Origin of the sequence: Bradyrhizobium sp. 132, assembly GCF_023074185.1 — a bacterium.
Taxonomy (GTDB): domain Bacteria; phylum Pseudomonadota; class Alphaproteobacteria; order Rhizobiales; family Xanthobacteraceae; genus Bradyrhizobium.
Genome location: NZ_JADPKY010000163.1, coordinates 1 through 17,266, shown reverse-complemented (window position 1 = coordinate 17,266; position 17,266 = coordinate 1). Strand labels below are relative to the sequence as shown.

General features: G+C 58.3%; 14 protein-coding genes and 2 pseudogenes. 9 read left to right on the top strand and 7 right to left on the bottom strand.

What is annotated here, in order from left to right:
• Positions 1–1,126: 1,126 nt before the first annotated feature.
• The gene (locus tag IVA74_RS36135) at positions 1,127–1,369 is read right to left on the bottom strand and encodes a LuxR C-terminal-related transcriptional regulator (RefSeq protein WP_247352276.1); all 243 of its coding nucleotides are present in this window, start codon (positions 1,367–1,369) and stop codon (positions 1,127–1,129) included.
• A gap of 1,241 nt (positions 1,370–2,610) precedes the next feature.
• Here IVA74_RS36135 and IVA74_RS36130 point away from each other — a divergent pair.
• The gene (locus IVA74_RS36130; RefSeq protein WP_247352274.1) at positions 2,611–2,934 is read left to right on the top strand and encodes a hypothetical protein; all 324 of its coding nucleotides are present in this window, start codon (positions 2,611–2,613) and stop codon (positions 2,932–2,934) included.
• Between the two features lie 265 nt (positions 2,935–3,199).
• Here the strand turns inward: IVA74_RS36130 and IVA74_RS36125 are convergent, their stop codons facing one another.
• Positions 3,200–3,424: a hypothetical protein gene (locus IVA74_RS36125; protein WP_247352273.1), complete on the bottom strand. Its 225-nt coding sequence runs from the start codon at positions 3,422–3,424 to the stop codon at positions 3,200–3,202.
• A 265-nt stretch (positions 3,425–3,689) separates the two neighbouring features.
• Between IVA74_RS36125 and IVA74_RS36120 the strand changes: the two genes are divergently transcribed.
• Positions 3,690–3,929, top strand: coding sequence for a hypothetical protein (locus tag IVA74_RS36120; RefSeq protein ID WP_247352275.1), 240 nt, complete (start codon positions 3,690–3,692; stop codon positions 3,927–3,929).
• Positions 3,930–4,741: 812 nt separating this feature from the next.
• Here the strand turns inward: IVA74_RS36120 and IVA74_RS36115 are convergent.
• The 4 genes from IVA74_RS36115 to IVA74_RS36100 form a co-directional block, all read right to left on the bottom strand.
• Entirely contained in the window at positions 4,742–5,047 is a 306-nt protein-coding gene (locus tag IVA74_RS36115; RefSeq protein ID WP_247352272.1) for a hypothetical protein, read from the bottom strand.
• The gene (locus IVA74_RS36110; RefSeq protein ID WP_247352271.1) at positions 5,044–5,217 is read right to left on the bottom strand and encodes a hypothetical protein; all 174 of its coding nucleotides are present in this window, start codon (positions 5,215–5,217) and stop codon (positions 5,044–5,046) included. Before IVA74_RS36110 ends, IVA74_RS36115 begins: the two co-directional genes overlap by 4 nt.
• 420 nt (positions 5,218–5,637) lie before the next feature.
• Positions 5,638–5,904 (bottom strand): hypothetical protein, encoded by a 267-nt coding sequence (locus IVA74_RS36105; RefSeq protein WP_247352270.1) that lies wholly within the window; start codon positions 5,902–5,904, stop codon positions 5,638–5,640.
• A gap of 494 nt (positions 5,905–6,398) precedes the next feature.
• A complete protein-coding gene (locus IVA74_RS36100) occupies positions 6,399–7,283 on the bottom strand; it encodes a hypothetical protein (RefSeq protein WP_247352268.1) in 885 nt (294 codons plus the stop codon).
• Between the two features lie 403 nt (positions 7,284–7,686).
• Between IVA74_RS36100 and IVA74_RS36095 the strand changes: the two genes are divergently transcribed.
• A complete protein-coding gene (locus IVA74_RS36095; RefSeq protein ID WP_247352267.1) occupies positions 7,687–8,226 on the top strand; it encodes a hypothetical protein in 540 nt (179 codons plus the stop codon).
• A gap of 714 nt (positions 8,227–8,940) precedes the next feature.
• On the opposite strand, the gene IVA74_RS36090 is transcribed toward IVA74_RS36095, so the two are convergent.
• The gene (locus tag IVA74_RS36090) at positions 8,941–9,306 is read right to left on the bottom strand and encodes a hypothetical protein (protein ID WP_247352266.1); all 366 of its coding nucleotides are present in this window, start codon (positions 9,304–9,306) and stop codon (positions 8,941–8,943) included.
• A gap of 481 nt (positions 9,307–9,787) precedes the next feature.
• Between IVA74_RS36090 and IVA74_RS36085 the strand changes: the two genes are divergently transcribed.
• The 6 genes and pseudogenes from IVA74_RS36085 to IVA74_RS36060 all read left to right on the top strand — a co-directional run.
• The gene (locus IVA74_RS36085; protein WP_247352265.1) at positions 9,788–10,819 is read left to right on the top strand and encodes an EAL domain-containing protein; all 1,032 of its coding nucleotides are present in this window, start codon (positions 9,788–9,790) and stop codon (positions 10,817–10,819) included.
• Between the two features lie 412 nt (positions 10,820–11,231).
• Positions 11,232–11,519, top strand: a complete 288-nt coding sequence (locus IVA74_RS36080) for a helix-turn-helix transcriptional regulator (protein ID WP_247352264.1) — start codon at positions 11,232–11,234, stop codon at positions 11,517–11,519.
• 8 nt (positions 11,520–11,527) lie between these two features.
• Entirely contained in the window at positions 11,528–12,478 is a 951-nt protein-coding gene (locus IVA74_RS36075; protein WP_247352262.1) for a hypothetical protein, read from the top strand.
• A 553-nt stretch (positions 12,479–13,031) separates the two neighbouring features.
• On the top strand, positions 13,032–15,386 hold the full coding sequence (locus IVA74_RS36070) for a hypothetical protein (protein ID WP_247352261.1): 2,355 nt from the start codon (positions 13,032–13,034) through the stop codon (positions 15,384–15,386).
• Positions 15,387–15,892: 506 nt separating this feature from the next.
• A pseudogene (locus IVA74_RS36065) lies at positions 15,893–16,305 on the top strand (transposase); the annotation flags it as partial.
• Positions 16,302–17,108: pseudogene (locus tag IVA74_RS36060) on the top strand (plasmid pRiA4b ORF-3 family protein); the annotation flags it as partial. The pseudogenes IVA74_RS36065 and IVA74_RS36060, both read left to right, overlap by 4 nt.
• Positions 17,109–17,266: the final 158 nt, after the last annotated feature.

Below are 17,266 nucleotides of genomic sequence, written 5' to 3'. Positions count from 1 at the left end.
AGCGCATCGCAATGCGCGCCGACAAGACCGACCAGAGCTTCACTTCAATGATCTATCTGGCCGCGGCCGCGATAAACTCCAGATGAATCCCAACAGACCGTAGTCTACCGCCGCCCACCTTCACATGGCAGTTCGGCCATCCACAGCGGCTGCAACCAACATGATTGATGAGGTTTTCGGATTGTTCACTGCGGACCGTAACAGCGCATCTGGCTGGCGACCGCCATGCTTCGCTTCCCGAGCGCCGCCCTGATGGTCCTATGACGCGAGACGACGGCCAGTAGCCCCGGATTTGCGGCTTGGAGCGTAGTGATGATGCGTGCTCGACCTGGCTGTGGCGCGATAAAACACGGCGGTGCTCGCTCGGTCACGTCGGTGACCGATAGGGCTTGTGTTCAAGGTCAGAAAAATTCGCGCTGCAGTCCATCGGACATCCAGCCCGGCCGACCCATCAGCACGCTGCCGTGTGCGTAGGAAACCGCCGCGCTCGTTGCGGACATAATTTCCTGCCTCGTCACCCACATAGCCATCGCGGCCGCCAGTTGTCGCTTTCGATGCTGCCATCGCACATACATGATCGTAGTGTACTAACTTCGCCAACGGTGGCCAAGTTAATACACTACGCCTGAGTATGCGCTCGACGTGGTGATGGCGCGATGCCGCAATCGAGCGCGTGGTGACGATGCGATGCCGTAATGCCGTCCGCTATCGGTCGCCTGTCCGCGCCAGATCATTGAGCCGATCGTTCAGCGTCGGGGCGGTCGCCGCCAAATCCCGGCCGCATTAAATTGCAGGGGAACCGAGGCCGAAACGTAATTTCACCATTATGGCCCGCAAAAAATCTGAAGTTACGGAGAGAAACCATGGCTCGCAATTTCGGAGTGCCTCAAAAGACCGACCGGCATGAGCGCGAGCCGGTTTGGTCGACGTGGCTTGTGACTGTTGCGATCAGGCTTGGAACTGGTAGTTGGCATTGGCGTAGAGGCTGACCGTCCGCCGCCCTTTCGGAACCCTACTGTTTCAGTAACCTTTGCCGCGCCCGGCTCTTGCCCCGCGTCCTGTTGGTCGACGCCGCGCGCGGGCGATGATCTGGTGCGAATGGCCCCGAGATCGGCGGTGGCAGCGGTCACGGTGCCGGTATGGCCGCACTTGGCGCAGCGGACGTGCCATGAAATGGGGAAACGGCACCAGCGCAGGTGCAGAGCTTGAACAAGCCATCAACGAGCGAACTGCGGCGGAGCCTATGATCGATTTTCCGCTCGGTGCAGCCTAACAAGCGGGCGGCGTGCTTATTGGTGTCGCCGCGAACGACACGGTCGAAAACCTGACGCTCGCGTGGCGTTAACACCGCCAGATGAGCGCGATCCATGTCCAGCTTGATGTTCAGCCCACGCGACGCTTCATGATGCATGATCGCCCGGGCAACTGCCTCAAGAAGCGTGTCCGGAGGCTAATTTAGGGACGGCGCACACGTGATGCGTCATCTTAATGTTTTTATGCGCAGTGATCGAGATTATTGGGGCTTGATTGTCACCACTGCGTTAGGAGGTTTCGGCTGGCTCTGCCGAGCCCTCAAATCCCCCGGCATATTTACGTCCACACAAAGGATGCCAAGTTTCAGTGCGGCTTAGAGCTTAGTAGGATACAAAAAAAGAAAGGCCGCCTGCGTTGCCACAAGCGGCCCAAGTCTAGGGAGGAAACGCCCAAGGAGGGCAGCGATAGCGCGGGAGAGGCTACCGCATACCCTACCTAAGACTATCGCGATCAGCGGCTCAATTGAACGTAGGGGTCACGGCACCATACCAAGGTTTATGGCGCTCGCCCTTAAAGCCGACCACTTTCCCGCACAAAGGCAAACGAAAGCCCCCCGTCCGGCCCGCTCTGGGGTCGTGAAATCTATCATGTGACGGCTACCGGCTGATGGTGCGCCGTGATGGCGTCCGCGTCCTCTGCTTCACCCGTAACGGCCATGACTGGGCCGACCGCTTTCCGGCTATCGTTGACGCTGCGCTCGGCGCAGGGAAGCGAGGAAAACTGGTGGCGTTCACAAATTGATCGATGGCGGGGCCGCCCTCTGGTTCACTGTTACGTAACAGTGACTTCTTCGTCTCCCGTCGTCGCGCTCGCGATCATAGGAGCTATCGAGCGCGCGGGCTTTGATACCAGCGCGCCGGACGCCATCTGCAATTAGTCGGCGAAAACTCGGCGGTCGGGGCATTGCGGACCAGTAGGTGCCGCCAGCTCGGGCGCGCGGGCCGACATCCTTGTGAAAGTTGATCAAGCAGCGCCAGCGCGTGCAGCAGCCTCGTTTCACGACCGCCTTCCATGTGACGAATTCGGGCGGCGGCAGCTTGCGCGTTCTGCATGCCCTCATTTACGACCCTCGCAAATGGCCTTTTCAAAAGCAGCGCCAGCGGGTTGGGGAAACAGAGTACAACGCCCGTTCTCGATCATATCGGGCGTACCGCCACCGACCTCGCAATGATCTCTCCCGCTGCCCCTTCAACGACTTGACCAAACCATCTGACAACGGCCTGTCCGTCATCGAGGCGGGCCGAGATGTCGCCAGCGACACCCCGGCCCTCCGCGACGGCTGACACGATGGCCGGGATGGCCCCGAAGCGGTGCGGATCGGACGGCCCCATCCTGCGCCAGCGAGACGGGGCCGTCGCCGCCGGTGCCGATCAAGCCCGATGGCGCGTGTTCGGTCATCGCCGCATCAGCCACGAAAGCCCCGGCGACCGTCAGTCGCGCGAGTTCTTTTTCGGCGCGCTGCAGCCTGCAGCGCTCGCTTTGAACCTGCGGCGCGGATGCGTCGAGACCGAAGCCGCCTTCGCTCTTGTGCCGCTCAAGATCGACGATGCGATTTTGGTAGCCAGTTACTTCGAGCCGCACCTCCTGCACCTGCTCATGGGTCGGCATCTGCGCATGTAGATCGTCTGCGCGCTGTTTTACTGCCATCGTTTTTTGTGGCGGCCTCATCGGGCAACTGCGCCGCCGCATCGTCCGACGTTCGGTTGCCGTGAAAAGTGACCGGTGTGAATGCTTCTGCCATGGCTGTTCGCCTCCATCATCTCGATGATGAGCGACAAACTAAACCTCAAACGGTGGGCTACGAGTAGCGGTAGCGGCCAGCGCCCGCCGAATTGTTCGCTCCGCCACCAGCGCGTCCCTCGTCTTCAGGATCATCCACATGGGTTCATGCAGCTTTGCCACGACGCAGCATCGGGCAGGTCGATTCATCGCGGTCTCGCCGCCACGATCCGGTCTGGTAGTGCAGCAACGCGCTGCGGAGCCGCCGGGCGATATCGCGAGCAGATGCGGCTGGAAAGAACCTCGCGGCGGCGCGGATCAAATCATTGCGCTCGGCGAGCATCAGCAACACCGCAGGCGTTCGCCCATGATTGGGATCATCAATCGGCATCGACCGCGCAAGGGGCGGGCCGCGTCATTCGGCGGATGCTTACCGTGCTTCCGCTGGTTGTCGCCGCGGCGACGACAGGCACGACTGACTACGGGGTTAACCATCGCGGACAGCATTCCGGCAAGCTAGGAGCGGCCCCTGGCGGCCGGTCTCTTGCGTTTTGTGCAATCATTAAATTCTGGAGAGAATGTCCGTCCTTCTTAACTTTGCCATCGTCAGATTGCGAAGTAGCCTTCCTCGGGCGACGGCTAAGGAGATGCACATGATGAGGACCTTGGCGATGGCTGTGGCGATACTGGCGCTGTTGGCTGTACCCGCACAGGCGCAGATGGGGGGCGGCAAGCGGGGGCATAAGAGCGACGATACAAAAGCCGAGGACAAGAAGCCGAAGGTGGACGACAAGGCGTATCAGGAAGCACTCAAGCGCATTCCCGATCCCAAGGAAAAGTATGATCCATGGGCAGTGACCAAGACGCCTGACGCCGACAAAAAATCGTCCAAATAGACCAGCTACTCTGTTGAGGCGGTGTGGGAGCTTCGCCAGCGACGCCTTGTTGGTCTGATTGCCGTCGTGATGTTTGTCGGACCTGCGTGCGGCTAGGAATATTGGGGCGGCGATCTGGGCGATTGACTAAGTTTGACAACTCTCGATTACTAACGGGACCGCATGCTCCGAAAGGCGTGCGGTTTTTTTTCTCTGAGGTACGGCAGGGGCGAACGTGAAGGGCCGTAACGCCTTACCGGAGCAAATCGTCGGAAAGTGCGGTTCGATATAGGATGACGCACTGCTTTGAAGATCAATCTAACTAAACCTGCCATCCCTAAGAGGAAGAACAGGCTGAAGACGATTAGGGCGATACCCCATGGCGGTACGCCGCAGAGCACGAGCAATATCAGGCCGAGAAGAATGCAGGCTAAAAGAAGGAGCCCCCTTCATGTTTGCGTCTCTTGTTCGTAGATGCCGTCCTTCAATCCCAAAAAGCGGCGGAACGAATCCATACCCATCGCACTTGAATCGCGGCCACGCTGACTCGTTCACTGCTCTTATGGTGCCATGTGATTGACGGTGACAGGCTTCCGCTTCACAAGCAAAGAGAGAATTGGAAGAGCCATTCTCCGCGCTTGCCTCACGCCGAACCGTAACCTCCGCCACGTACAAGTTGCGGTCACCGCCTGATCTTGCGCCGGATTGAGCCAGCAAAACCCGGTCACGATATGCGGACCTATGAATGTGAGTGGTGCGCTCACGCGGATCAGTACATAGTCAGATACCAGACCATTAATCCGTGGGTGCTGCAAGCCTGGCGATTCCGACAGTTATTGCAAATTAGCTCTAGCCACTTCGACTTCGGTCATGTTGTTGTGGTGAAAGAATTGGTCTTTCCCATTATCCCAGGCAATCCGCACGCCAGACCAATCGCTAGCTGTGACTGTGCCTTGATCAGTCGCGCTGTCGTGCCAGGCGACGCGTTGCCGAATCTTTAATTTCTTGGATTGATCGGGAGTCATGACCGAGGCTGCCTTCCATCTGGCAAAGCCGTATGATTGTCGTACACCTGCCGAGTCGTTTAGCCGCGCGCTCTGTAAACGCGGCTGGCCGGTCTCGCTACGTTTCTTGTTCAATGGCTTGTCGGCCTTCCGCCAAACTGCCCTGCCGCCAAGCTTAGCTCTAGGTCGCGAAGCTGTTCTACCAGACGCTGCACGATCTTTTCGCATTCTGTTGATGACCAATCCACACCGCGCAAGCGAAGTTCTTGCCTAAGAATTTCAACCATGATGGCTTTAGCGCCCATCAAATCCCCCGATCAAAATGACGAGATAATTGCTCTTACGAAAAACAAAGGAGCGTTCAGTTGCAGCAACATAACCTGAATTCGCGACACATGCAGCGCGAAATTTAGCCGCCAGAAAGCGATTTCGGCCTGCGCCCTTTGCCGGATAGAAGGCTGCATCCGGGCGCGACACCGGGGCGCAGATTCTTAAATGTACAGCGTTTTGCCTGAAGCCCCTCAGGATCGCCATAGCGCTCGCGCACCAGCGTGAGTGCGACGGCTCGATTGCTGCTTCCGCCTTTAATCGCCCGCTGCTATGCCGAGCGGCGCTCGCGGGCGACCCGTCGCCTTCGCCCGCGACGCCCCTTGCGATCATTGGTACGAGGTGCGGCCCGGTAAGTGGCGGAGTGCTCGCTCGCCGACAGTTGCTCGATCAGATCATCAAGCGTGCGCTCTAGAACGGCTGCCGCCGGTCTCTCCAAGGCGGCTAGGAAGGCTCTGCCGCCTCGGTGATGCGCCACTCCCTGGTTGTCTTGTGACCAGCTTCTGGCCGAAGATTTCGATGGTGATGGTGCCCGCTCTGCCAGCCCGCTTCATCCGTTGCGGCCACTCCGAGCCGCTCGAATAGTACACGGCCAGATGCTGTTTGACTGCATCGAGGCTGGCCCGGCCATCGGGCTGACCGTCCAAAATCTTGAGGATCGACACGCGAAACTCACAGCACGCCACGCCCCAAACGCAACAGACCTAAATAGCATGCCAACACTACGCCGCGACCGAGAACTGTCCAGAATGATCTCTGGCCAAGCCTCACTTTGCCCGCGGCCCGACCTCAGCGGTGCAAGGTCACTTGCAAGAATTAAGAGGGGCCGCCTTTCGGCGGGCCCTGCCGGTCGCAATATTGTTCGGGATGAAATACCAGCCCCGGCATTCACATCATACGGAATAATGCGCCTATCTAGGAGATAGACATGCTTGCGCGTTCACCCGCTTCTTCGACGGCGGCGCGGTTGTCATCCATGCTGAAACTTCTCCCGATCACCCTCCCTTCAGGAGCCCCTTCTGGAGGTGTATGGTCTTCGCGCTACTTGGAGCTGCCAGAGGGACGTGCCGAGCGTCCCGATTGTTTGTAGCGGCAGCCTCACGGCCCGCAAGGAGCTTCTGACGCTCGCCTTTCGCGAGACTAAGCGGATGGCCACGCGTTAATCCGGGCTGCAGCTTCTCCCACCCTTTTTGCCCCTGGCAACGCTTGCTGAGGCGACAATCGTCGGCTGGAGAGGCATGACAGTGTAGAAGCTCGAAGTGCGCTGAAGCTCTGGCCAATTTTTAGGAGCGATGTTGCGCAAGTCGAATTGCAGCTGAACATGGCAATTGAGACTATTGCAGTCTCCCCCGGTGATGCTGGCAACGTCGAGTTCGAGCCCGCCGTTCGAAGAATAGACGACATAGTAGGCGACGGGAAAGAATTTCAAGAGATCGCCAAGAATATGGCTCTCTCCGTCGCGTGAGCTAATTCCGAGACTTTTGACAATGGTGGTCTCGTGATACGGATAGAGCCAATAATAGAACGTGACGTTCGGAGGCAGTGGCAGGGTCTCATCAAAAAAATAGTCGCGCAGTGCGGCCAACTTGTCGAGCTGATAGGCGGGCAGTGGTTTTGATGGATCAGGCGATTGGATGGAAGCGATTAGATGACCAATAATGCCGCGCAGCAAAAAATGCGTCTTGACGGTGACGCTCACACGCTCCGGCAGTACCAGAAGTCCGCCAGCCGCCGCTTTCGCGAGCGAGCTGATTTCCGCTGAGATGCGATTGATCTCCGGATCGTAACGACCGCCTAAGAGCCGATTGTTGCAATCCTTGCAGATTGAGAGGAATTTGACGCCGTTCTGGGTTAGACGGCGCCGCGAGCGTGGCAGATATCCAGCACCCTCGTGATATCGAGCCTGTTGACCGTCGCGCGTCGCTCGAAAAGCATCCAACAGGTTTTTCAGTTCCGCCCGCCGCAGGCTTGTACTTCCTTGAGGTGGGACATGGTCCTGCGAAAGCTCTCTGAACTTGGTGCACAGATTACAAAAGCCATGCATGACGCATAAAATCCTTTGGCGTTGGGCACTCGTATCCTATTCCTGATGATCCCAATTTGAATGCTCAAATCCCATGTAACTCACAATCGCTCTGGCGCATCGCTACTTATGATCTCCAGAACGTTGGGGGCTGCGTAGGGATAGCACCGGCGGCCGCATATGCGGGGCTAGGTATACGGCCAGTCATATTCTTCTGCCGTGGCTGCCCGCCACTGCGCGAGAACCCTAGGTAAAACAGTAGAACACCGCAGGCATGCTTTCAGAGCCAATTGGTCAAGATTATTCCTCTGCTTCCACGGAGGGACCGAATGAGATACGGTCGGACGAGGAAACGAGTGCGCTACAACTTTGGCGCTGGTCGCCTCCGTCGCATTTGACAAGGCGAAGTAGCAAGGCTGATGAAATGAAATATGGCTCTGTCGAATACCAATACGCGGCGCCGATAGCCCGAGGTCTCGTAGAGGACGCCGACTTCCGGCGCTGGGTATTATCAAAGTTTAATTTTTCCAGCTCTTCCGACGCTCGCATTCTTCACAGGGAGATGCAAGTCCATCGCCGAAATCCAACCGCAGAATGGTGGCGGTTTTACTTTACCGAAGCTTGCCGCTGCCTTGGATGCAGCGGAAAGGAGACAGATATTTTGGCAATATTTGAGGACGAGCGTTCGCGAAGGTTCGCCATACATTTTGAGATCAAACAGCCGAAGGACAAATTCAAGGCTGACGGTGTTCAAGCGCGAGGTTACCCGTTGCGGGCCGAGTGCTGGGTCGGCAAACCGCCCCCGAGGGTGTTGCCGCATCAAGAAGCCTCGACGGGAATTTTTTTCAGTGAAGCAAAGAGAGCTGAATACGAGCCGCACCTCGACAATTTCCGAACCAAAATCACATTCGAGGAAATCGAGCAGGAGTTTCCTCAGTTGGCGGCATGGCGTCAGCAAAGCTGATCAGAGCGCTCAGGTATGGAGGTCAGTTGTCCACCATTTCGCGCGGTTGCTCGCAGTTCGATCATCATTCATGCGGGGCCCCCGTCATTTTCATTACAACAGCAAGGCACGTTTGCGCGGAAGCCGCACCTGCGGCACCAACGCACATGTTGGAAACTAGCTTTTGTGGTGGCCGCACGTAAATCTCGGCATGCTAACTCGATAAATTTTCACCATTATGTGCACAGTTGAACTAATCTACCGCTGCCCGCTCTCACGTCACAGTTCGGCCATCGACAGCGGCTGCCACCAACATGATTGATGACCGTCTTCGGATTGTTCACTGCCGCGCATCCCCGAGCGAGAAGTCTCGAGCATCCGGTGAACGGTTCCTGAGCGCGGAAAGACTGCCTTCGGAGGCGTGATGGGCTTTTGGTGGAAACCTTATCGTAGCGACAAACGCCAACCGTTGGGTTGTCCGCGACGGTAGACGGCGTTGAGTTCGGACATCTTCGTCTCAGAGGTTACACAAGCCCGGGCACCTATCGCCTACCGAGCTTCCGCGTCCGAAGGTGGCATCACCTTTGCTGAAGGACCTGCAGGACCCGAAAACAGCAAGAAAGGTGTGCTACAATGAACCCGGCAATGCCCCAAACTGACGCAGCTTGCCGCTCGGCCAGCAGAAGGCCGCGCGGTGGCACCTGGCTGCGGCGGGCCTTTGAACGGTCAGCGGTATCACGTGTCAGGCGGAAGGGACCGCGATGGATGCTCGTGGCGCTTCTCCTGTTGATTACCGGTAATGTCGCTCTCGCAATTCTCGCCTGGCTCATTGTCGAACAGGTCTTCCGCTAGGAAGCATTCGACGCCCGCGTCGGACATTACCAAGAACGTCCCCAGGAGGTAAGCCGCCTGGCTGGCGAAAAGACATGCGATTGTAGCGAGCGTTCCTTCGAAAAATCCAAGCCCATAACGAAACAGAGCAACCGCTGAACCGAAAGCCACAAGCGGAGCAACTACCAGGTTTGCCCAAACCCGAAACACAAAGCCGGTCGCCAGCCCTAGTAACGCGCTCGCGGCCAAGGCGATCAAAACGGGTATCATCAGGCATTCCCTGCGAGGCCGCTAAGCCGAGCGTTTGGTTTGTCCTCAGAAGCCATGCTGAGCGTTCAGGAGCAAGCCGGACGATGTTAAACTCACAGGGAACTCTACGTATTGTTAATCTTTACAAACCTAAGCAACGTTTACAAGAATCTGGGCCCTTCTTCATACGCTTGACTGCATGAGGGTGCGGCGAGCGCAAACTGGTTCAGACCGCTGGCATTTTGAACGAGATGTTCAATTGGTTCAGCGCCCGACCTGCAGCCGAGGAAATGACTTCTAGCGATCTGCATCTCTCCGGCCATTTTTGGTCACTTCTATGCTTGATCCGCTTGCGGCCTCGGGTGTGTAGACGGCACATCCAAATTGACTTTCATTGTGGCGATTAAGCCTAACGATTCAATCTTAAAACTGAGACGGCAACCTCTTCGTTCTCGCGCTATTGAACAGGACGTGTGAGAGCTTTTGGGGCGGGGAACTACCTTTGGACAAAGAAAACGCAGTCAAACCGGTCAGGTTTGGCCAACGAAAAGTCGTGCCTCGCGTCTGCGTGGCTGACTCGAAGAAACACATTCGATCTTTTCTTTGTGAAGCGCTTCAAGAACTCGGATTCACCATCTGTGAATGCGCTCACTCAGCCGAAGTAACTGGAGTAATCAGCGCCGACATTCCTGATCTGCTTCTGCTCGGGTTTGCTGGCGAGGGCATGGAAGCGGTCCGCGTTTTGCAGCGACTCGCGGGCGAGCGCTTTGGTGGCCGGGTGCTCTTGTTCGGGCCCCCTCATTCGCATGCGTTGCTGGCATTGGCGACCCTGGGAGCCCAACTCGGCCTGCATATGCTTCCCGTCCTCGCAACGCCGTTTGGGGAGCTCGAGCTGCAGGCGAGCCTTGCTGACTTTGTGCCTTTGCCAGCGCCGCCGCGCCCCCGGCTCGACGCGGCAGAGGCGCTCCATAACAGCTGGCTTGAACTCTGGTATCAGCCCAAGATAAACACCCGCTCTCTGCGCGTGGGCGGTGCCGAAGGGCTCGTCCGCATCAGACACCCTCATTGGGGTATGGTCTCTCCCAGCTGTTTCAAAGCGGACGACAGAGACCCGCATTACGCAGCTTTGTCCGAATTCCTTATCAACCAGGCGGTGGCGGACTGGCACTGCTTCGTTTCCGAATGCGGGCCAATTGAACTTGCTATCAATCTGCCGCTTTCGTTTCTCACGAGCGACGGTGCACTAAAAACGATTGAGGAGCTTCTTCCCAGGCATCCGGCCTTTCCGGGATTGATTATCGAGATCGATGGGACCGAGCTTCTGCGTGACTTCAAGCTCGCAAGGGATGCCGCGCATTGGCTGAAGTTCCACAATGTTGGCCTTTCCGTTGATGGCTTAGGTGCAGAATGGCCCTCGCTGCTCGGCCATGTGCGAAGCGCTCCGCTCGGGCGATCTGCTCCAGCAGAAACTCCTTGCTCCTGGGCATGGCGCCATCTTGTTCGATCCTCTGGCCTCGTGGGACCGACGAGGTGATCGCCCAAATCGAACAACATCCGGAGACTAGCGCGGATCCCCGGCTGTCCGAACTGCGGCGACGACGCGAGCGTTGAGGACTTGGTCGCGACGGAATGCCGGCATGCTGCATGTAACCGCGGTCGTCCCGGATGCCGATGCCGTCGTGCCGACGGCTCACTCCTCGGCGCTAGCGCGCTCGCGAGACCTTTCGGCCTTCGAACCCGATCTCGGTGCTTTTTCGACCATCTCACGTCCTCAGGCCGCGTATGCCGACGGGCACCTCGGCGCCGCTGAACGAGGTCGTCGCTCACCTTTCCGGGATCATTTGGCGTGTGAAGCCTCCACTTGCCCCGCATTAGCCAATTTTCATCCAAATTAGTTGAATGGCGGCGATTTTGGTTGTTTTTTTGGTTGAAAAGGACGTCTTCGAATGTTGAACGCTGATCTTACACGCGCCGCGCGCGCTTTGTTGGGCTGGACCCAAGAGGAGCTGGCGCTGAAGTCAAACCTCGGCCTATCCACGATCAAAGATTTCGAGGCCGAGCGCCGCAGCCCCGCAAAGAACAATCTCGCGGCGATCCAAACCGCACTCGAAATCGGAGGGGCCCGTTTTCTGGTCGACCCTCTCAGCGACGGGGCCTACGTCGGACGGGCACAGGGAGACATCGGCGCGATCGTAGCCGACCTTGGCTGGCCCGCCGGCGCCAGGAGAGTTTGAGGCCAGCCATGCACTCGCTGTTCGACAACGCCATCCAATCCATCGAGCTCGGCATCGAGGATTACAGGCACAACGATCCGAAGCGCGCGCTTTCCGCCGTCCGTAATTTCTACGCCGGCACGCTTCTGCTCGCTAAGGAGGTCCTGGTCCGAGCGGCGCCGAAAGCTCAGATGATGGCCGTGATCGGCTCCAAGTTCACGCCCGTCCCCGACGGAAGCGGCGATGTTACCTTCGCGTCCAACAACAAGACCGTCGATTTCGCCGAGATCGGGGACCGCTTCAAGTCGTTCGGCCTTACCATCGACAAGGGTGCCCTCGCCGATCTCAACAAGATCCGCAACGACATGGAGCACCTCTACACGAACGCGACCAGCAAAAAGGTCCGGGAGGCGATCGCGCGTGCGTTTCCCGTTGTCGTTGCGCTCTTCCAGCAGCTCCACGAGGAGCCAGCGAAGCACCTGGGCGACAGCTGGAAGACGATGCTCGAGGTGAAGGCGGTTTTCGATCAGGAACTCGCCGCTTGCGAAGCAAGCTTTGCGAAGGTCGACTGGAAATCGCATGCGTTGGCGAGCGCGCCCCTCGCCTGTCCGAAGTGCGGCTCGCGACTGGTCCAGCAGAGAGGTCCCGCGAACGAAGTCCGCGACTATGCCGACGCATCTTGCCGTCAGTGCGGCGCCAACGTCGAAGCTCAGGACCTCGTCGAAGGTGCGCTCAAGGCGCTTTTCGACGGAGACAATCACGAGGCCTACAAGGATGGCGGCGAGCCATCGCTGGGGCGTTGCCCAGAATGTAATCTCGAGACCTACGTGATGTCAGGGGACGAGAATGCGTGCGCGTGGTGCGACCTCGAACTCGGCGAGTGTCTACGGTGCTCGGCGGACCTGACCCCGGAGAATGTGTCCTGGGACAGCAACGAGCTCTGCAGCTACTGCGACCACGTAATGTCAAAGGACGACTGAAACTGGGAAAGGGCCGAATGCCTCGCACCGAGCGCTTTTCCCTTGCAGTGCGAAAAAGGGACAAGCCGAAACGCCGAGAGGACGATATCGGACGTGTTCGATACCCCAGCAGCGAAGCGAGGACTATCGGGACATGTACGATACTCGTACCGAGGGTTACCCCAGGGGCGTTTCGTCGGCCCGGCGCAGCCGGCCGACCCCGGGCCAGACGGCTTACGCGCCACCCAGCGCGATGCCGGCGGCCGCCAGCCTCGAACAATTGAGCATGCTCAGAGCATGCTTTTGTCGAGGTGGCGACCCGGGGTCGGGCGGCAAGCCCGACAACGCGGGGGCATAGAATCTTGTATTTCCACGATTTTCACTCGTCGCACGGGTACAACTCAGTCGTACCCATCTTGTACCGTTGACGATTGAATATCGAGCTGTGTCACGGACTATTGGACGCCAGGTGTTCAATAGCTCCGCAGTCATTTTTGGATTATCGCGCGACCACGCGGCACTGCGTACGTCCCCGGCCGCGGCGCCTCAAGCGTCCATCGGCCGACGAATTGCCTTGACCGGGTTCAAATCCGGGCATAAGCGTCTCGATACCGCGACTGCAATTGTGCGGACTTTTCACCATCACCTGTCGGTGATGGGCGGCTACGCAAGGCAAAACGGATCAGTCCGCAAGCTTTGTACGTCTTGGAGCAGTCTTTTACCATTGTTGCCGCCTTCGGTAACGCCGGGATTTCCCGGTAAGCGGAAGGGGATGCGCATGGCCACCTACGTGTCCTTGGCACCTCGGAATCGTCAACCCCGTGTTGCGACCGAGCTTCCCGATCAGGCTGATCGCCCTCGGTTGCTTGCCAAGGAGACTACCATGAATAAGCTTGTATCTGACGATCACGTTCTGCCGCGCCCGGTCGAACGCCTCCCCGAGTATGCAAACGCCAAGTCTCGCCAAGCCTTGGCCGAACGCATCGTGGATGCATTTTCCCTTAGTTCGGCTTCGGCCAACGCAATCGCTAACGCGGTTGTAGACCCATCCGCGGTTCGCAAGTCGATCGGCGATCCGATCGATCCAGAAGTGGAGAAGATCGCCGTACCTGGCGGTACCTTGCTCGGCATCCGCACGATGGTCTGGTCACGCCGAATTACACCAGACCCACGCAATCCCCGTACGTTGCCTTCCAGACGTCATCCTTTCGCGGTGGAGCCCGGAACAGCCGGGGATGATTCGAAGTTTCGGCCTGTGCCAGAACCTCGCACAGCGGAAGGTGCTCCTTCGCAGCGCGCGGAGCTTGTCGTCGATATTGAGAGCCGTCACCATCTCAATTGGGCGGCACAGCAGGCAGCGAGTTACGTTCTCGCTGAAAATGACTGGCGCACCTCGATCGCGTCTCAGGGTGTGATGGAGGCTGTGTGGCTTGTTGCCACCACATACGAGCACTCAGACGGATCGGCCCCGGTCACAGCCGTGACCACCGCCGAGGGCTCGTCGCGTATTACATCGGTTCACGATCTCTTGGGAGTCCGTTCATCCGATATCCCATATGACGACAGTGATGCAAAGTTCCGCACTCACATCCGGAAACTCAACGAAGCGCTCGATCGTGGCGCAACGCGAGACGATTTGATCGCGTTGAGATGCGAGCGTGTACCAGCCTTGATTTTGGTTGGGTTTCGGCCTCACCTTTCGGGAAATACGGGATTTCCCACGGCTATCAAATCGATGGTTGCTTTGCGGCACGTCGATCCGCCGAAACCATGGGGCGAGGGCCCAGAAAATGAGTCACTCGCGGACGAAGTGCTCGACGAGTTGTACCGTCGGGATATCATCTCCGCGACCGAGCGCGATTACTATGCTGGCACCTGCACTCGATCCGAAGCGAAAGCGGCCCATCTTTCAGATGATCCGGCCGTGAGGGCCGCTCAGATCGTAAGGCTCCTCACAATGCCGGATGATCGCGTCGAAAACGCGATACGTGTTGCGGTCACAAGTCAATCTACCCGTAAACGGATCACTTCTAAGTTGGCGAACGAATTGGCCACTGCGTTGATCCTGCGCGCCGTTGCAGATGACCCCGCCAAGACTGATCAGGTTCGTCGCTATATGCGATACGCTTTTGCTAAGTCGGTGCACCGCGCGCCATGGCAGGGCACTGTCCGAACGATAGAACAAATGGTGGATGGAGCGTTGGTCGAAGTGCGGCAGTCAATTGGCGACGAGACAATTGATGAGCCGGGTCCAAACAGTCTCGAATTGTCTGTTCGGGCGGCCTACGCGCTCGTGGTGTCAGGCCGGCTAAACGCGGACAGGGGATCAGCCAATAACGCGCAACCTGACCGGCGGACACCGGGCGAGGTGCTTGATGCGATGCGCCGTACCGTTCACGGTGTCCATCAACTGGGTCAAGCTCTGCAAGATTACGCAGCGCAACGCTCAATCCGCGCGGTCGACGAGGATGGGCTAGTGAAGGTGCTGGACGATGGCACCGGAGAGCTGATGGTCAACGATATCTATCTTCGCGGCGAATTTCCGCCTCCGGGGAAGGCCCGTGCGCCTCGGCCTGGAGACACGCCGGTTGACCGATATCACAATCGCTTGGGTGTTCTCGGTACCGCGGTGGATGCGCTTGAGAAGGCGTTCCTTGACGTGGTCGCCGTTGTTGGCGACGACGGCAGGCCGCTTGTGGAGTCCCGCGGCGCAGACCCCCGCTCGTGCTCTGCTTGGCGCGATCAACTCGGCAAGTTGGATGAGGAGCTCATTGTTTGGGGCCGAACGTTCAAGCGAATATACGGTACCGCAGCAACGATTTCTGCGCGCAGCGATCAAGTTGAAGACTCATTCGAGGACGCTGACGATGATGCGGATACGCGTAATGGGTGGGATCGCTCAGCAGACGTAATGGACGAGCAGCGCTGATCCCTGCAGGGCCTCTGGCTACGACCGGCCTGCTTCCTCAACGCAAACACGGATCGGGAGCGCTACTTGCTCCCGGTCCATATTCTTTTAGTTCAACGGTGCGTGACGGCCCGAACGGCGCAAATCAGATATTGTGCGGGTCAGTTGAATGCTCCAACCCCAACCATGACGATATCTGACCCTCGTCATCCATCGGGTACATTCGAGATGTGTCAGCCAGGCTCGTCGCGCCCGATTAACTCATGGCGCGGGTCGATAGCCCGCAGCGATTGAAGAACACGAAAGAGAACAACATCGCGGCCTGGTCGAGATGGTGAGCAGCAGTCATGGCCGACATTACCTATTTCGTCGCGCTGCCATTCGTGGCGGCCGATGACGGTCTTACGCCCGGAAAACCGGTCGAACGCATGAGTGCGGGCGCTGCAATCTTGCGCGCGGAGTATCTGTCGCGCCAGGAAGGCGTCGTCGGGTCAATCGCATTCAGCCGCAGCGGCGATCTAGCTTCGCCTCTGGCTACCGCCTTGAAGCAATGGTTTGAGGCCAAGCTTGATCACCTTGCACAGAAGAGCGACACGGCGAAGGCCTTGCGTTACGCGCTGCGTCATTGGGACGGCCTGACGCTCTACCTTGATGCGGACGTATCGAGATGGACACGAATGCTGTCGAGCGTGCGATGCGGCCGATCAAGCTCAACGCCAAGAACTCCCTTTTTGCCGGTTGCGACGAGGGCGCCGAGAATTGGGCAGTTCTGGCTTCGTTAATCGAGACCTGTAAGCTCAATGGCGTCAGTGCCGAGCACTGGCTCGCTGATGTTCTCGCGAAGCTCGTCAATGGTTGGCCTGCGGCGCGACTGGACGAACTGCTCCCTTGGGCGTCGATCTACACGATGCATGCACACGATCCGAGGCTGGCGGCATGAGCCTGAACACGACCGCGGTCCGGATCAAGGTAATCCTCAAGGACGTAAAACCAGAGGTGATGCGTCGCCTTGTCGTACCCGTCACGCTGCGCCTTGATCGGCTGCATCTGACGCTTCAGGCGGCGTTTGGTTGGTCAACCAGCCACCTCTTCGAGTTCTTCGCTGGTGAAGACCGTTGGGGGATTCCCGATCCCCACAACGACTACGGCCATCAGCCCATGGATGCCAGCAAAGTCCGGCTCTGCGATGTCGTTCGCGAGACCGGCGCCAAGACGATCCACTATCTCTATGACTTCGGCGACAGCTGGGATCATGTGATCAAGCTCGAAAAATGGTTCGAAAACACGACGACTGAGGGGCTTCCCCTCCTGCTCGATGCTGCCGGCCGCTGCCCTCCAGAGGATGTTGGAGGCGCACCCGGGTATGCCGAATACCTCGATGCCATTAGCGACCCCGCCCATCCGGAGCACGAACATATGCGCCTCTGGGGACCGGAGCGGTTCGACCCTACGTCATCGACCGGAAGGCGCTCGAGGCGGCCGTCAACGCATTGTCCGACACATGGAAGCCAAGACGGCACAAGCTGCGATCAAAATAGGTGTCAAGCGCCAATCGAAAGGGCCGCAGCGCTACGCTTACGATTGATTGCCTTTCTGAAGATTTATCTCAAGGTCGCGCCGCCAATGCCGGGCTACAGTCTGGACAAGCGGCTCATGACCCTGCACCTGGCGCCCCCAAAGCACAAATTCTACGACACCACATTGAACCGGAATGTCGGCTACGCCAAACATGCGATTTCGATCGACGAGAACCGCGCCGATTTCAAACGGGTTCCCTGGTCGCCGACAGCCGAGAAGCCGGACCTGACCTGCCTCCGAAGTTTCATCCAGTGGCGATTAGAGCCTCAGCGGATGTTACGCCGTTTGGCGCGGGGTGAGCAACGTGCGATCGGCGGAGCTGG

What these genes read in the sequence shown, in the direction of transcription:
- IVA74_RS36130 (WP_247352274.1), top strand. Translation starts at nt 2,611, where the DNA reads ATGGCCCCGAAGCGGTGCGGATCGGACGGCCCCATCCTGCGCCAGCGA.
- IVA74_RS36135 (WP_247352276.1), bottom strand. Translation starts at nt 1,369, where the DNA reads ATGGATCGCGCTCATCTGGCGGTGTTAACGCCACGCGAGCGTCAGGTT.
- IVA74_RS36125 (WP_247352273.1), bottom strand. Translation starts at nt 3,424, where the DNA reads ATGCCGATTGATGATCCCAATCATGGGCGAACGCCTGCGGTGTTGCTG.
- IVA74_RS36080 (WP_247352264.1), top strand. Translation starts at nt 11,232, where the DNA reads ATGTTGAACGCTGATCTTACACGCGCCGCGCGCGCTTTGTTGGGCTGG.
- IVA74_RS36120 (WP_247352275.1), top strand. Translation starts at nt 3,690, where the DNA reads ATGAGGACCTTGGCGATGGCTGTGGCGATACTGGCGCTGTTGGCTGTA.
- IVA74_RS36100 (WP_247352268.1), bottom strand. Translation starts at nt 7,283, where the DNA reads ATGCATGGCTTTTGTAATCTGTGCACCAAGTTCAGAGAGCTTTCGCAG.
- IVA74_RS36075 (WP_247352262.1), top strand. Translation starts at nt 11,528, where the DNA reads ATGCACTCGCTGTTCGACAACGCCATCCAATCCATCGAGCTCGGCATC.
- IVA74_RS36090 (WP_247352266.1), bottom strand. Translation starts at nt 9,306, where the DNA reads ATGATACCCGTTTTGATCGCCTTGGCCGCGAGCGCGTTACTAGGGCTG.
- IVA74_RS36110 (WP_247352271.1), bottom strand. Translation starts at nt 5,217, where the DNA reads ATGGGCGCTAAAGCCATCATGGTTGAAATTCTTAGGCAAGAACTTCGC.
- IVA74_RS36095 (WP_247352267.1), top strand. Translation starts at nt 7,687, where the DNA reads ATGAAATATGGCTCTGTCGAATACCAATACGCGGCGCCGATAGCCCGA.